Genomic DNA, 14508 nt, shown 5'->3' on the forward strand with positions numbered 1-14508 from the left:
TGGACGGTACGCCCATCCTCAACGCGGCCACGCTTCATTCAATTAATTCGGTTTCCTAAAATAAAGTCGTGCCGGAGCCGTCGATTGGCGTGTGGATGTTCGCACCCGGTCATCGTGACATGATGACGCGCGATAATCCCGACCGGGTCGTGGGGTCGCGCAGCAAGCTGGCCGGTGCGATGCAGCTTGCATTTCGAAAGGTACTGAAAGCCGACTGCGACACGACTCGACGCCACGGCCGGCGCCTTTCAACGTCAATTCAAACCGGATCATGCACTCGAGACATTCCGCGATTCTCGTCGCGCTCACCGCTGCCGCGCTGTTCGGCGCCGCGACACCGCTCGCCAAGGCGCTGATCGGCGCGATGTCGCCGTTCATGGTCGCCGGCCTGTTCTATCTCGGCAGCGGCGTCGGGCTCGGTATCGGGATCCTGCTTCGTCGTCTGCACAACCGTCATGCACCGACCGCAGACGCCGCGCCGCTGCAGCGCGCCGACTTGCCGTGGCTGGCCGGCGCGATCGTGGCGGGCGGCGTGGCCGGCCCGGCTTTGCTGATGCTCGGGCTGTCGAGCACACCCGCAGCAACGAGCGCATTGCTGCTCAATCTCGAAGGCGTGCTGACGGCCGTCATCGCGTGGGTCGTGTTTCGCGAGAACGTGGATACGCAGGTGTTTCTCGGGATGGTCGCGATCGTCGCCGGCGGCACGCTGCTGTCGTGGACGCCGGGCCGGGCCGGCATACCGGTCGGCGCGTTGCTGATCGTCGGCGCATGCCTGTGCTGGGCGATCGACAACAACCTGACCCGCAAGGTCGCCGCGAACGACGCGATGGTCATCGCGTGCGTGAAGGGGCTGATCGCCGGACCCGTGAACATCGGCATCGCGTTGGCGACCGGTGCGACGCTGCCGGCTGTCCCGGTCACGGCCGCCGCGATGCTGACAGGGCTTGGCGGCTACGGGATCAGCCTCGTGCTGTTCGTCGTCGCGTTGCGTCATCTCGGCAGCGCGCGCACCGGTGCGTATTTCTCGATCGCGCCGCTGTTCGGCGTCGTGCTGTCGCTGCTGATCTGGCCCGCACTGCCGCCCGCGACGTTCTGGATCGCCGCCGCGCTGATGGCGCTCGGCATCTGGCTGCACGTTCGCGAACGGCATGAACACACGCATGCGCACGAGCGGCTCGAGCACACGCACCGCCATCGGCACGACGAACATCACCAGCATGCGCACGATTTTGCGTACGACGGCAACGAACCGCACACGCATCCGCACGTGCATCTGCCGATCACGCACAGCCATGCGCATTTTCCGGACATTCATCATCGGCACCGGCATTGACCGTGGCATGAACGGCGGACGATACGGATCGCAAGGTAACCGTTTATGGGGCATGCGCCGCATCGCGCGCGCCTCTGGTTGCGGCACCGCCCGATCGCGGCAGCCACAGCGTATGTGAGCCTGATCTTCGGTCTCGATCAACCGGATCGGCGAACTGTCCGGATCGATCAGTGCGCCGACCGTGTCGTCCCAGGCTTCGTGCGTCGGCCGGTGTGCACGTGGCCAGCCGGTCGCCTGCTCCGGAATGCCGGCTGCGGGCGCGTCGTCGAAGAACGCGCCGACGTCCGCAAGCCGGAAGCAGCAACTGAACCCGCTCGTCGCCGGATCGCGTTCGGGGTGCGAAAAGCATGCCGGCGACAGGTCACCGTGCTTGAGGATCATCCCGCCGTCGTCGCGTCAGGTTTCAGCGAATTCCGGTTCTTCGTAGAAGCGGGTGGTGACTTCGAAATCGCGCGTCGGCCGTCGGTCAACGCGGTTGCTCCGGATGGCGATGCGGCGAATCGAATGGGCGGCACCGGCCGTCGTGGTGACTATCGCGCCTGAGGAAAGCAGAAGCCGAAATCCTCGCAGCCCGGGCACCCGGGGGCAGGGCCCGGCGGCACATCGAGCGCTGCGGCCACCTCCTGTGCGAGGAATTTCTTCCAGCGCAGGTGAGCGACGTTGCGCGCGGCAAGCGCGGGGAAATAGCGATCGAGCATCGCGGATACCGCATCACGCCCGTCGAGCCCGAGATCGCGCCACAGATGATCGGGGCGCAGGCACGCGTGCGCGATGATCGACGCGAGGCAACCGGCGTCGTCGCGGTCGGCAGCGGGATTCGCGTCGTCCATCAGCCGCGCGTGCAGCGTCGCGACGAACGCCGTGTGGATGGAGGGCAGCAGCGCCACTGAGGCCGGCGTCATGAGTGCCGCGGTATCGGCCGCAGGCAGGCGCGGAAACTGTCGCGCCAGCAGGCCGGCCAGCTGTGCGTGAGACAGGCCGAGCAGCCCGAGTTCGTTGCGGCGCGCGCGTGCCGCAACGAGCGCGCCGAACAGGCGCGCATCGGGCGTGTCGGCGCTGGCCGCCGCGGACAGCAGCGACGCCAGCGCCCGCTGTTGAGCGTGATCGAACGCGGCGGTCATCGTGTGCACCGGCCCGACAGCCGCATGATGCGATTCGTGTGAATGAGCAGTGCCAAACGGATCGCCATCGCGATCGTCACCCGCTTACTCGACGCCGACGATCACGCTCGATGCCTTGAAGATCGCGGATGCGGCCGAGCCGCTCGCGAGGCCGAGGCGATCGACGCTGTCGTTGGTGACGATCGCGACGATCTCGGCGCCGCCCGCGGCCTTGATCACGACTTCCGAATTGACCGCGCCTTTCACGACCGACGATACGGTGCCTGCGACGCAGTTGCGGGCCGACACCTTGCTGCTGTCGACGTCGACCATCACGATGACCGACGACGCCTTCACGAGTGCGAATGCCTTCGAGCCGGCCGCGAGGCCCAGCGAAGCCGCGCTGCCGTGGGTGATCACGGCGACGATGTCGAGGCCGTCCTGCGTGCGGAGCGTGATTTCGTCGTTGACGGCACCGGTCTTGACGGCGCTGACCTGGCCGGCGAAGTGGTTGCGGGCGCTGGTTCGCATGATGGATCTCCGGAAAATGAGCCGCCCGGCGGGCGGTGGGTAGAAGACGGGAATTGCGGACGAGTTTACCGTCAATAGCCGGCGAAATGCGGCTCGGGTTTGCGATGCCCGACATTCGGGTGGCGAACGCTCGTGTGCTTGCCCAGTGGTCCGCCCGTCGGAAGCTTCTGGTGAGCCCGGAGTGGTCTCGCGCGCATCGCCCGGTGAGTAGAACGGCGGCGTCACGGTCGTTCCGCGGCGCATGCTGCGCGGCGGGACGGCGCGAAGCGTCTGCCCGCTCGCGGCCAGCGCGCCTAACTGCGCCTAGCCGCGCTTCGACGTGGCGCGCGGAGCCGCCGTCTTGCGGGCCGGGGTGACCCGAGCCTCGCCCAGCGCGACGAGCGCATCGGTCAGTTGCGCCATGTGTTTTGTCATCGATCTCGGATCGCCCGACTGCAACGAGACGAAGGCGCCGTCGAAACCCATCATGCCGAAGTACGCGAGATCGTCCGCGGTGGCGGCGGTCATGCCCTTGCCATCCTGGCTGAACGCGTTGCGAATCATCTCGCGCATGTAGTCGCGGCCTTCGGTGCGCACGTCGACGACGGTCTGCATCGCTTCCGGCTCCGCCGCCTCGTTGCTCATGACCATCACGAACAGCAGGCGCAGGAAATTCTCGCGGTGCAGGAAGACCTCGCCGGTCTTCTGTAGATACCAGCCGAGCCGCTCGCGCGGCGTGCCGTCGGGCGGGTTCTCGTGCGCATTGCGCATCGCGTCGAAGAAACCGCGCGCGCCTTGCGCCATTACTTCCGCGAGCAAGCCTGCCTTGGAACCGAAGTGATGGTAGATCGCGCTCTTCGGGATGCCGGTCGCTTCGACCAGCGCCGACATCGATGTGCCGGCATAGCCATAGGCCGACATGACGCGGGCCGCCGCGTCGAGGATTTCCTGGCGCGATTTCTGACCGCGCCGGTTACCGATTTGTTGTGGATTGTCCATTCCAAAAGTATACGCTCCCCAAGCATTGTACCGATTGGTCCAATACGTGTTTTCCCTAGATTTTCAGTTTTGGACCTATCGGTACAATCCGTTCATCGAAGACGTGGACCGTCACACCGCGTGGCGAACGCACTACAGGAGAAGGAGACAACCCATGACTCATGAGTACGACGCCGACGTTGCGATCGTTGGCTATGGTCCGACCGGCGTCATCGCCGCGCTCACGCTGGCCCGGCACGGCATTTCCTGCGTGGCGTTCGAACGGCACCGCGAGATCTATCCGCGGGCGCGGGCGGTGACGGTCAACGACTGGACGATGCGGATCTTCCAGAATCTCGGCGTCGACGAGGCGGTGCTGAAGCACATCGATCCGCAGCGCGCGCTGCGCTGGATGCGCTACGACGGCACCGAGATCATGCGCATCGAACACCCGCCGTCGACGCTCGGCATCAAGCCGCGCTTCTTCAACATCTATCAGCCGACGATGGAAGCGGCATTGCGTGAGTGCGCGGCGAAGTACGAACGCGAGATCGACGTGCGCTACGGCTTCGAGGTGGTCTCGCTGACGCAGGACGAAGCGGGCGTCACCGTCTGCACGAGAAATACGGCCACCGGCGAAACGAACGACACGCGCGTGCGCTACGTGATCGGCTGCGACGGCGGGAGCAGCGCGACGCGCGGCATGCTGGGCATCAAGCTGCTCGGCGATACGCTGGACGTGCAATGGATCGTGATCGACTGCCGCGTGAAGCGCTGGTGGCCGGATCGCAACCTGCTGACCTTCTGGTCCGACAAGGAACGGCCCGTGGTCGATATCGCGCTGTCCGGCGGCAATCATCGCTGGGAACTGCCGCTCAAGCCCGGCGAAAGCGAGGCCGATTTCGCGACCCACGAGCAAGTCTGGCCGCTGCTGAAGGCGCTCGGCGTGAGCGAGGACGACGTCGAGATCCATCAGTACGCGTTCTACCGGCATCACACGCGCATGGCCGATACGTGGCGCGCCGGCCGTGCGTTTCTCGCCGGCGACGCCGCGCACCTGATGCCGCCGTGGGCCGGCGCCGGCATGCAGACCGGCATGCGCGATGCCTTCGATCTTGGCTGGAAACTTTCTGGTGTACTGAACGGTACGTTATCCGAAGATTTTCTCGATACCTACGAGACGGAACGCCGGCCGAACGCGATGTTCTACACGCAGCTCGCCGTTCAGCTCGGCCGCATCATCAAGCAGGAACTGACGGAAGACGAGCAGGCCGCGCTGGCGGTGCCGCCCGGCCCGGATGCGCCCGAGCCGCCGTTGATTGCGCCCCCCGTGCTCGCGGCCGGATGGCTGCGCGGCCCGCTCGGCGGCGAGAGCGTCGTCGGTCGGATGGTGCCGCAGCCGGTGGTGGGCGACAACCGCGGCGCGATGGCGCGGCTCGACGACCTGCTGGGCGACGGCTTCGTGCTCCTCGGCGACGACGTCGATCCGGCCAGCCTGCTCAGCGACGACGAAAAGGCGGCATGGGACCGGCTGGGCGCGCGCTACATCGCCGTGCGCCAGCAACATGAGCATACGCAGGGGCCCGACGAATTCGTCGATCTCGACGGTGTGCTGCAGCCGTGGCTGCGCAAGTTCGGCGCGCGCGCGATCGCGCTGCGCCCGGACCGGTTCGTCGCGGCCGCCGACGTGAGCGGCCTCGCCGTACCCGATCGCACCGTCAGCCGATGCGGGACGAATCAATGAAGGAGATCAGGATGAGTACAGTGACGGAACTCGGATACGTCGGCATCGAGGCAAGCGATCTTGCCGCGTGGGAACGCTTCGCGACCGGCCTGCTCGGCATGCAGGTCGGCAGTCGCACCGACGACATGCTGAGCTTGCGGATGGACGACGCGGCGCATCGCTGGATCATCGTCCGGGGCCGTGCCGAAGATCTCGCGTTCACCGGTTTCGGTTGTGCAACGGACGCGGATCTCGATGTGATCGTCGGGCGGTTGCGCGCAGCCGGCAACGACGTCGTCGAAGGCGATGCGCAGTTGTGCGCGCAACGGTCGGTGCGCCGCCTCGCCGTGACGGCCGATCCGCTGGGCAACCGCGTCGAACTCTATGTCGGGCTGGCCGCCGCCGATACGCCGTTCCAGTCTCCGCAACGCGTGTCGCGCTTCGTCACCGGTGGAATCGGCGCGGGTCATCAGGTGCTGATCGAGAACGGCGCGGACCGCCGCGTGCTTGTCGACTGGTACGGACTGCTCGGCTTCCGCACGACGGACGTCATCGACGAGGAAGTGGCGCCGGGCATCGTCGCCAGCGTGGCGTTCCTGCGCTGCAACCCGCGGCATCACACGGTCGCGTTCGCCAACATGCCATTCGGCAAGCGCATGCATCACTTCATGATCGAGGCCGCCGATCTCGGCGACGTCGGGCTCGCGCATGACCGCTGCCTCGAAGCGAAGCAGCCGCTCGAGATGAGCCTCGGCATGCACCCCAACGACCGGATGTTCAGCTTCTACGTTCGTACGCCGTCGGGCTTCAACGTCGAGTTCGGCTGGGGCGGGCTCGTCATCGACGAATCCAGCTGGGAAGTTCAGCACCTGGACCGGCTCAGTACCTGGGGGCACCGTCCTCCGCACGTCGTCGCGGACCTGCTGCGCGGCTGACGCCCCACGCTCGGGCGCGATCGCAACGTCAGGGCGACACACCTCAATCACTTTCGGGAAGGGAACCATCATGGCGCTTACTCAGGCTCAGACCAGCCGCACCGTCAAGACGCGGGACTGGCAATTCCATTACCACGAGGCCGGCAGCGGTCATCCCGTGATCCTGCTGCACGGCAGCGGCCCGGGCGCGACGGGGTGGAGCAACTTCAGCGGCAATATCGATGCACTCGCGAAGCAGTTCCACGTGTACGCCGTCGACATGCCTGGCTGGGGGCAATCCGATTCGGCGACGGTCGAGCAGCTCGACCATGTCGACGCGGCGATCCAGTTCATGGATGCGCTGGGCATCGAGCGGGCCGCCTTCGTCGGCAATTCGATGGGGGGCCAGACGTCGTTGCGGCTCGCGACCGAGCATCCGGAACGCATCACGCACCTCGTGACGATGGGGCCGCCGGTCGGCCGCATGCCCACACTGTTCGGTGCGGGCGACGGCCCGTCCGAAGGGCTCAAGGTCCTGATCCAGGCGTACCGCGATCCGTCGCCGGAGCACATGCGCCGGCTGGTGGAGATCATGGTGTACGACAAGGCGCGCTTTGCGACGCCGGAACTGTGCCAGGCACGTTCGGATGCCGCGCTGCTGCGCCCCGAGCACCTGAGCAATTACGTGGCGGGCCTGCCTGCCGGCGCGCCGTTGCCGAAGTGGGTGAAGCCCGAACTGCTGCCGGCGATCAAGACGCCCACGCTGCTGATCCACGGTCGCGACGATCGCGTGGTGTCGTTCGAGACGTCGTTGTATCTGCTCGCGAACATTCCGGATTCGCGTCTCGTGCTGCTGAACCGCTGCGGGCATTGGGCAATGATCGAGCATCCGGACGAGTTCAACCGCCTGGTCGCCGATTTCATCGCAAACGCCTGATGGGTACGCGCGATTCCCATCCACCGCCGACCGAGTGCAGGAGAACCTTGAAGATGGCTGATTCCACAGTAGTCGAGACGCTGGCTGCGCGCCTTCGCCACGCGGAGGCGCAATGCCGGGCGACCGCGCCCGTACGCGACGAGATCGCAACGGACGACGGTGCCGCCGCGTATGCGGTGCAGCAAGCCAACGCCGACCTGCGGGTCCGCAACGGCGAGCGCATCGTGGGGCGCAAGATCGGCCTGACGTCACTCGCGGTGCAGCGGCAACTCGGCGTCGACCAGCCCGATTTCGGCACGCTGTTCGCGTCGATGGCGGCCGGCGATGCCGAGCCGATGCGACTGTCGCAACTGATCCAGCCGAAGGTCGAAGCGGAGATCGCACTCGTGCTCGAGCACGACCTCGTGCACGAGAAGCACACGTTCGCCGACCTGCAGCGCGCGTGCGCGTATGCGCTGGCGGCGATCGAGGTCGTCGACAGCCGGATCGCCGACTGGGACATCCGCTTCGTCGACACCGTCGCGGACAACGCGTCGAGCGCACGCTTCGTGCTCGGCAGTCGGCCCGTGCTGCTGAAGGACGTCGATCTCGCCGGCTGCGAGATGACGCTGTCGTCGGACGGCACCGTGCTGTCGCGCGGCAACGGCGCCGCCTGCCTCGGCAATCCGCTGAACGCGGCCGCGTGGCTCGCCGACCGGATGGTGCGGCTCGGCACGCCGCTGCGCGCGGGCGACGTGATCCTGACCGGCGCGCTCGGGCCGATGGTCGCCGTCCGGTCGGCCGGCACGTTCGTCGCGCATGTTGCCGGCCTCGGCGACGTGCGCGCGACTTTCATCGATTGAGGATTTTCATGAGTCATCCGAAACTCAAGGCCGCGATCATCGGTTCAGGCAACATCGGCACCGACCTGATGATCAAGATCATGCGGCATGCACAGCATCTCGACGTTGCCGCGATGGTCGGCATCGACCCCGCGTCCGACGGCCTTGCGCGTGCGGCACGCCTCGGCGTTGCGACGACGCATGAGGGTGTCGAGGGTCTGGCACGGTTGCCGGTGTTCGGCGACATCGACTTCGTGTTCGATGCGACGTCGGCCGGCGCGCATGTGAAGAACGACGCATTTCTGCGCGCGCTGAAACCCGGCATTCGCAGCATCGACCTGACACCCGCGGCGATCGGCCCGTACTGCGTGCCGGTCGTCAATCTCGATGCGCATCTCGACGCGCCGAACGTGAACATGGTGACCTGCGGTGGCCAGGCGACGATTCCGATGGTCGCGGCCGTGTCGCGCGTCGCGAAAGCGCACTACGCAGAGATCGTCGCGTCGATCAGCAGCAAGTCGGCCGGGCCCGGCACGCGCGCGAACATCGACGAATTCACCGAGACGACGTCGAAGGCGATCGAAGTGGTGGGCGGCGCGGCGCACGGCAAGGCCATCATCATCCTGAATCCGGCCGAGCCGCCGGTGATGATGCGCGACACCGTCTACGTGCTGTCGGAACCGGCCGACGAGGCGCGGATCGCCGCGTCGGTGGACGAGATGGCACGCGCGGTACAGGCGTACGTACCGGGCTATCGCCTGAAGCAGGCGGTGCAGTTCGACGTGATCCCGGCCTCCGCGCCGCTCAATATCCCGGGCCTCGGCCGCATGAGCGGGCTGAAGACCTCGATCTTCATCGAGGTCGAAGGCGCGGCGCATTACCTGCCGGCATACGCGGGCAATCTCGACATCATGACGTCCGCCGCGCTCGCAACCGCCGAGCGCATGGCGCAGTCGCTGCAGCGCGCGAGCGCGTAACGAGACCTTCATCATGAGCAAGAAACTCACCATTTCCGACGTCACGCTGCGCGACGGCATGCATGCGATCCGGCATCAGTATTCGCTCGACGACGTGCAGGCGATCGCCCGCGCGCTCGATGCCGCGAAGGTCGACAGCATCGAGGTCGCGCACGGCGACGGCCTGCAAGGATCGAGCTTCAACTACGGGTTCGGCGCGCATGGCGATCCCGAATGGATCGCGGCCGCGGCGGAGGTCGTCACGCACGCGAAGATCGCGACGCTGCTGATCCCGGGCATCGGCACGATCCACGACCTGAAAGCCGCATACGATGCGGGCGCGCGCGTCGTGCGTGTCGCGACCCACTGTACCGAGGCCGATATCTCGAAGCAGCACATCGAGCATGCGCGCGCACTCGGCATGGACACGGTCGGCTTCCTGATGATGAGCCATATGACGACGCCGGACCGGCTGGCCGTCGAGGCGAAGAAAATGGAAAGCTACGGTGCGACCTGCATCTACGTGGTCGATTCCGGCGGCGCGATGAACATGAACGACGTGCGCGACCGTTTCCGCGCGATCAAGGCCGTGCTGAACCCCGATACGCAGACGGGCATGCATGCGCATCACAACCTGAGTCTCGGCGTCGCGAACTCGATCGTCGCCGTCGAGGAAGGCTGTGACCGGGTCGACGCGAGTCTCGCCGGCATGGGGGCAGGTGCCGGCAATGCACCGCTCGAAGTGTTCGTCGCGGCAGCCGAGCGCCTGGGCTGGCATCACGGCACGGATCTCCACTTGCTGATGGATGCGGCCGACGACATCGTGCGCCCGTTGCAGGATCGGCCGGTTCGGGTGGATCGGGAGACGCTCGCGCTCGGCTATGCCGGCGTCTATTCGAGCTTCCTTCGCCATTCGGAAGCAGCGGCACGGAAGTACGGGCTGAAGACGGTCGATATTCTCGTCGAACTCGGCAAGCGCCGGATGGTCGGCGGGCAGGAGGACATGATCGTCGACGTCGCGCTGGATCTTCTCAACACGCGTTCCGCCGCTCGATAGCGGTTCGATCGCGAGGCAGTCGTGCCTGTCCGCGCCGGACAGGCACCGCCGGCACCCGCGGGATGCGTTCACGCATGCCGGCACGCATCGATTCGATGCGGTAGTCCGCAAATAATAATCAATATAACTAAATAAACCGGAAATCAGGTCAATGGAGACGAGCAATGAAAAATGTGGTCTGGCTGGGCATCGCCCTGGGCGCGTCGGCATGCGTGCACGACGCACAGGCGGGAACGGGTAGCAGCGTTACGCTGTATGGTTTTCTGGATGCGGGCATCACCTACGTCAGCAATTCGGGCGGGCACGGCAACCTGAAGTTCGATGACGGCATCATGGCGCCCAATCTGCTGGGTATCCGGGGGGACGAGGATCTCGGCGGCGGCACGCACGCGGTCTTCGATCTCGTCAGCCAGATCGCGGTTGGAACGGGGGCGATCCAGCCGCCCGGCAAAGGCCTCTTCGGGCGCAACGCATGGGTCGGGTTGACCGACAACCGGCTCGGGTCGATCAAGTTCGGCAACCAGTACGACTTCATGATCGACTCGCTGTTCTTCGGCCGTACCGATGCGGCGTTTGCAGTCGGTGGCCTGTACGATTTTCGCGCGGGCCCGTTCCAGAAAATCGCGCTTCCGTACAACCCGCCGTACGCGGCGCAGTTCGACTGGGACCGGATGTCCGGCCAGACGGTCGCGAACTCGGTCAAGTATCAGTCGCCATCCATTTTCGGTTTCCGAATGGGCGCGATGTATGGATTCGGTGGCGTACCTGGATCGATGGGAAGCGGAAACAGCGTCAGCGCCGGCCTGAATTACGATCACGGCGCGTTCGGCGCCGCCGCCGCGTTCACCGAGGTCAAGTATCTGCAGCCGGGCGGGCCGCAGGTCGGCATCCGCAACTGGGGCGTCGGCGCACGCTACGATTTCGGCCGGCTCGCGACGAGCGCGCTCGTCACGACCGTGCGCAACGGGGCGAACGGCGGGGCGATCGCCCAGGGCGAGCTGGGTGCGACGTTCCTCGTCACCCCCGCGCTGGAGCTCGGGGCGAGCTACATGTACATGAAGGGCAACGCGTATCTCGAGAACAATCACGCGCACCAGCTGAGCGCGTCGGTGGACTACTTTCTCTCCAAGCGGACCACCGTGTACGCGGTCGCCGTGTACCAGCGCGCGAACGCCAACGCGCAGGCACTCGTCAGCGGCATCATCGACCCGAACGGCACCGCCAGCGGCCCGAATCAGCTGCTGGCGCGCGTGGGGTTGCAGACGCGTTTCTAGGTCTTCGTCGGCGGGTTACTCGGCTGCGGTGGCAGCGGCCGACGCAGCCGACGCACCGCTCGCCGGCACTTGCTTCGACGCGTCGGGCACCGCCTCGTCATCCCACCCGCCGCCGAGCGCGAGGAAGAGCCGCACCTGGTCGGCGGCGACCTGGCCTTCGGCGGCTGCGACCTGCGCCTGCACGCTAGTGAGCGTGCGCGTCGCGTCGAGATCGGAGATGAACGACTCGCGGCCGGCCAGATAGAGGCGATGCGTTTCGTCCGCGGAATTGCGCGCCGATTCGTAGGCCGTGCGCAGCGCTTCCGTGCGTTGCACGTCGGCCGCGTAGGTCGCGAGGCTCGACTGCGTTTCGCGCAGCGCGTTCAGCACGACACCATCGAAGTGTGCGAGCGCGCCGCCCGTTGCGGCTTCGGCTTCGCGCACCCGCGCACGCTGGCCGTTGACGGGGAACGACCAGCTGATCAGCGGGCCGAACGACCAGCGATTCGTCGTGGACGAGAACAGGTCGGCGGCGACACCGACCGAGCCGGCCGACGCGCCGATGCTGATCGACGGGTACAGCGCGGCGGTCGCCACGCCGATGCGCGCGGTCGCGGCAGCGAGTTGCCGCTCGGCTTCGCGCACGTCGGGGCGGCGGCGCAGCAGCGCGGCGCCGTCGCCGATCGGAATCGGCTGGCGCAGCTTCGGCAGGTGCTCGCATTCGGCAACGGCTTTCGGCAGGTCGGCCGGCGATCGCGCGAGCAGCGCGGCGAGCTGGTACTGCGCGACCTTGCGGCGGCCTTCGAAGCGCGGGATATCGGCGGCGAGGGTGCGCACCTGCGTCACGCCGCGCGTCACGTCGGTCTGGTTGCCGCGGCCGGCATCGCGCAGCCGCTGCGACAGCGCGACGCGCTGCTTCTGCAGCGCGAGCGACTGCTTCGCGACGGCCAGCTCGTCGCCGGCCGAACACGATTCGACGTAGGCGCGCACGACGTCGGCGACGACCGTGATGCGCGCCAGGTCGCCGGCGGCTCGGACGGCCTCGCTGTCCGCGCGCGCGGCTTCGACGCCGCGCCGCAGCTTGCCGAACAGGTCGATCTCGTACGACACGTTGATGCCGACCGTGCCTTCGTTGACGACCGGCAGCTTGTTCTCGAGCAGGTATTGCTCGGCCGATTCCTGCGCGCGCTGCACGGCGGCTTCCGCGCCGCCCGAGAAGCCGCCCTGCTGGTTCGCGACTTCCAGCGCCGCACGCGAGCGCGCGAGGTTGGCTGCGGCAACGCGCAGGTCGGTGTTCGATTTCAGTGCATCGCGCACGAGCCCGTTGAGCACGGGGTCGTCGTAGAGTTGCCACCAGTTCCCGGGTACGGCGTCGCGCGACACGAGCGTGCCGTTCGCATCGTCGAGCGCATGGTTCGCGAGCGGCGCATTCACGTACGCCTGCTGCGGCAGCGTGTAATCGGGGCCGACGGACTTGCACGCGCCGAGTGCGAGCGCAAGCGGCGCGAGCGTCGCGGCGAGGCGCAGACCGTGCCGTTTCATTGCGATGCTCCTGCTGCGCTGGCGGTTGTGCCGGAAGCCGTCGATACCGGCGCGACGGCCGATGCCGTGCTGGCGGCCGCCGCCGACGCGCCGCCTGCCGGCTTCGCGTTGTCGTGGCGGCGCGTGTCGGCTTCGCGCATCGACACGGTCGCGGTGCGGCCCGCGATCATCCGGAAATCGTCGGGCACCTCGTCGAGCACGACGCGCACCGGCACGCGCTGCGCGAGCCGCACCCAGCTGAATGCCGGGTTCACGTTCGGCAGCAGGTTCGCGCCCTGCGTGCGGTCGCGATCCTCGATCGCGGCGACGATGCTCTGCACATGGCCGCGCAGCGTATGCGGCTCGCCCATCACGATGATGTCGACCGGCTGGCCGATGTGGATGCCGCGCAGCTTGGTTTCCTCGAAGTAGCCGTCGACGCGGAACGAATTGCGGTCGACCACCGACAGCACCGCGCGGCCGGCCGGCACGTATTCGCCGACGCGCGGCGCGCGGTCGTTCAGGTAGCCGTCTACGGGACTGACGATCGTCGTGCGCTGCAGGTTCAGCTTGGCGGTATCGAGCGACACCTGCGCGTCGGCGACGGCGGCTTCGCCCTGTTCGACGCGCGTGCGGCTTTCCTCGACCTGCTCGCTCGCGACCAGGTTGCCGAGCTGCAGGTTGCGGGCATATTCGCGCTTCGCCTGGGCGAGTGTCGCGCGGCGCTGCGCGAGCGTGGCTTCGGCGAGCCGTTCCGCGAGCGTGTAGCGGGCCTGGTCGATCACGAACAGCACCTGGCCGCGCTTGACCTCCTGGTTGTCGGCGACCTGCACCGACGTGATGAGGCCTGCGACGTCCGGCGCGACCTGGATCACGTCGGCGCGCACGTGACCGTCGCGGGTCCACGGCGAGAACATGTAGTAGTTGACGATGCGCCACAGCACGACGGCAGCCACGACGACGACGATCAGGGTGAGCAGGATTTGCCCTGCCGAGAGCCAGGTTTTTTTCACGTTAGGTAGCCACGAGATGGTGGGAAACGATCACGACGGCGGCAAGCACGAACACGTAGATGCCGAGGTCGAAGATCGAACGGTGCCAGACGAGGCGGTAGAAGCCGACGCGCTCGAGCACGGCGCGCACGACGATGTTGATCAGGTAGGCGATCAGCATCAGCACGAGCGGAGCCGGCACGAATACGCCGAAGATGTCGATTTCGCCGATCATGGTCGCGGTCGGAAAGACGGATGGAAAAGCGGGATCATGCGCGTGCCCCGTCCGACGCCTGCGGCGGGTGCCCCGCCGCGGCCGGATACAGCGACAGGCGCAGGCCGACCAGCGCGTGCAGCGTGTCGCGCAGCCGGCGATGCGTGGCGGGCGTGGCCGGCGCCGCGGGCGCCGCGCC

General features: G+C 67.0%; 15 protein-coding genes. 9 read left to right on the top strand and 6 right to left on the bottom strand.

Going from position 1 to position 14508, the window contains the following annotated elements; genetic code table 11:
- Positions 1 to 271 precede the first annotated feature (271 nt).
- Together BDO18943_RS31630 and BDO18943_RS31635 are read left to right on the top strand one after the other, a co-directional pair.
- Positions 272 to 1333, top strand: a complete 1062-nt coding sequence (locus tag BDO18943_RS31630) for a DMT family transporter (RefSeq protein ID WP_043185367.1) — start codon at positions 272 to 274, stop codon at positions 1331 to 1333.
- Between the two features lie 114 nt (positions 1334 to 1447).
- A complete protein-coding gene (locus BDO18943_RS31635; protein WP_175025373.1) occupies positions 1448 to 1876 on the top strand; it encodes a hypothetical protein in 429 nt (142 codons plus the stop codon).
- Here the strand turns inward: BDO18943_RS31635 and BDO18943_RS31640 are convergent.
- The 3 genes from BDO18943_RS31640 to BDO18943_RS31650 all read right to left on the bottom strand — a co-directional run bounded on the left by BDO18943_RS31640 (position 1864) and on the right by BDO18943_RS31650 (position 3942).
- Positions 1864 to 2454, bottom strand: coding sequence for a nitrogen fixation protein NifQ (locus BDO18943_RS31640; protein WP_175025374.1), 591 nt, complete (start codon positions 2452 to 2454; stop codon positions 1864 to 1866). The genes BDO18943_RS31635 and BDO18943_RS31640 overlap by 13 nt on opposite strands.
- Positions 2455 to 2538: 84 nt before the next feature.
- Positions 2539 to 2964, bottom strand: coding sequence for a TOBE domain-containing protein (locus tag BDO18943_RS31645; protein ID WP_043185362.1), 426 nt, complete (start codon positions 2962 to 2964; stop codon positions 2539 to 2541).
- 303 nt (positions 2965 to 3267) lie between these two features.
- On the bottom strand, positions 3268 to 3942 hold the full coding sequence (locus BDO18943_RS31650) for a TetR/AcrR family transcriptional regulator (RefSeq protein WP_175025375.1): 675 nt from the start codon (positions 3940 to 3942) through the stop codon (positions 3268 to 3270).
- 154 nt (positions 3943 to 4096) lie between these two features.
- On the opposite strand from BDO18943_RS31650, the gene BDO18943_RS31655 reads away from it, so the two are divergent.
- The 7 genes from BDO18943_RS31655 to BDO18943_RS31685 all read left to right on the top strand — a co-directional run bounded on the left by BDO18943_RS31655 (position 4097) and on the right by BDO18943_RS31685 (position 11603).
- Positions 4097 to 5665, top strand: coding sequence for a bifunctional 3-(3-hydroxy-phenyl)propionate/3-hydroxycinnamic acid hydroxylase (locus BDO18943_RS31655; protein ID WP_175025376.1), 1569 nt, complete (start codon positions 4097 to 4099; stop codon positions 5663 to 5665).
- A gap of 11 nt (positions 5666 to 5676) precedes the next feature.
- A complete protein-coding gene (locus BDO18943_RS31660; RefSeq protein WP_175025377.1) occupies positions 5677 to 6579 on the top strand; it encodes a VOC family protein in 903 nt (300 codons plus the stop codon).
- Positions 6580 to 6649: 70 nt separating this feature from the next.
- A complete protein-coding gene (locus BDO18943_RS31665; protein WP_175025378.1) occupies positions 6650 to 7495 on the top strand; it encodes an alpha/beta fold hydrolase in 846 nt (281 codons plus the stop codon).
- 53 nt (positions 7496 to 7548) lie between these two features.
- Positions 7549 to 8337: a fumarylacetoacetate hydrolase family protein gene (locus tag BDO18943_RS31670; protein ID WP_175025379.1), complete on the top strand. Its 789-nt coding sequence runs from the start codon at positions 7549 to 7551 to the stop codon at positions 8335 to 8337.
- 8 nt (positions 8338 to 8345) lie between these two features.
- Positions 8346 to 9293: an acetaldehyde dehydrogenase (acetylating) gene (locus BDO18943_RS31675; protein WP_175025380.1), complete on the top strand. Its 948-nt coding sequence runs from the start codon at positions 8346 to 8348 to the stop codon at positions 9291 to 9293.
- A 13-nt stretch (positions 9294 to 9306) separates the two neighbouring features.
- Positions 9307 to 10329: a 4-hydroxy-2-oxovalerate aldolase gene (dmpG, locus tag BDO18943_RS31680; RefSeq protein ID WP_175025381.1), complete on the top strand. Its 1023-nt coding sequence runs from the start codon at positions 9307 to 9309 to the stop codon at positions 10327 to 10329.
- Between the two features lie 164 nt (positions 10330 to 10493).
- The gene (locus BDO18943_RS31685; RefSeq protein ID WP_235996240.1) at positions 10494 to 11603 is read left to right on the top strand and encodes a porin; all 1110 of its coding nucleotides are present in this window, start codon (positions 10494 to 10496) and stop codon (positions 11601 to 11603) included.
- 15 nt (positions 11604 to 11618) lie between these two features.
- Here BDO18943_RS31685 and BDO18943_RS31690 read toward each other — a convergent pair whose 3' ends face one another.
- From BDO18943_RS31690 to BDO18943_RS31700, 3 genes are read right to left on the bottom strand one after another with little or no spacing between them, the layout of a single operon-like run.
- Positions 11619 to 13124 carry an efflux transporter outer membrane subunit gene (locus BDO18943_RS31690; protein ID WP_175025382.1) on the bottom strand — a complete coding sequence of 502 codons (1506 nt, stop codon included), beginning with the start codon at positions 13122 to 13124 and terminating at the stop codon, positions 11619 to 11621.
- Positions 13121 to 14116 (bottom strand): efflux RND transporter periplasmic adaptor subunit, encoded by a 996-nt coding sequence (locus BDO18943_RS31695; protein ID WP_175025383.1) that lies wholly within the window; start codon positions 14114 to 14116, stop codon positions 13121 to 13123. Before BDO18943_RS31695 ends, BDO18943_RS31690 begins: the two co-directional genes overlap by 4 nt.
- Before the next feature lies 1 nt (position 14117).
- Positions 14118 to 14330 carry a DUF1656 domain-containing protein gene (locus BDO18943_RS31700; protein ID WP_039369242.1) on the bottom strand — a complete coding sequence of 71 codons (213 nt, stop codon included), beginning with the start codon at positions 14328 to 14330 and terminating at the stop codon, positions 14118 to 14120.
- Positions 14331 to 14508: the final 178 nt, after the last annotated feature.

The organism is Burkholderia aenigmatica, from assembly GCF_902499175.1.
In the GTDB taxonomy this organism is placed as follows: domain Bacteria; phylum Pseudomonadota; class Gammaproteobacteria; order Burkholderiales; family Burkholderiaceae; genus Burkholderia; species Burkholderia aenigmatica.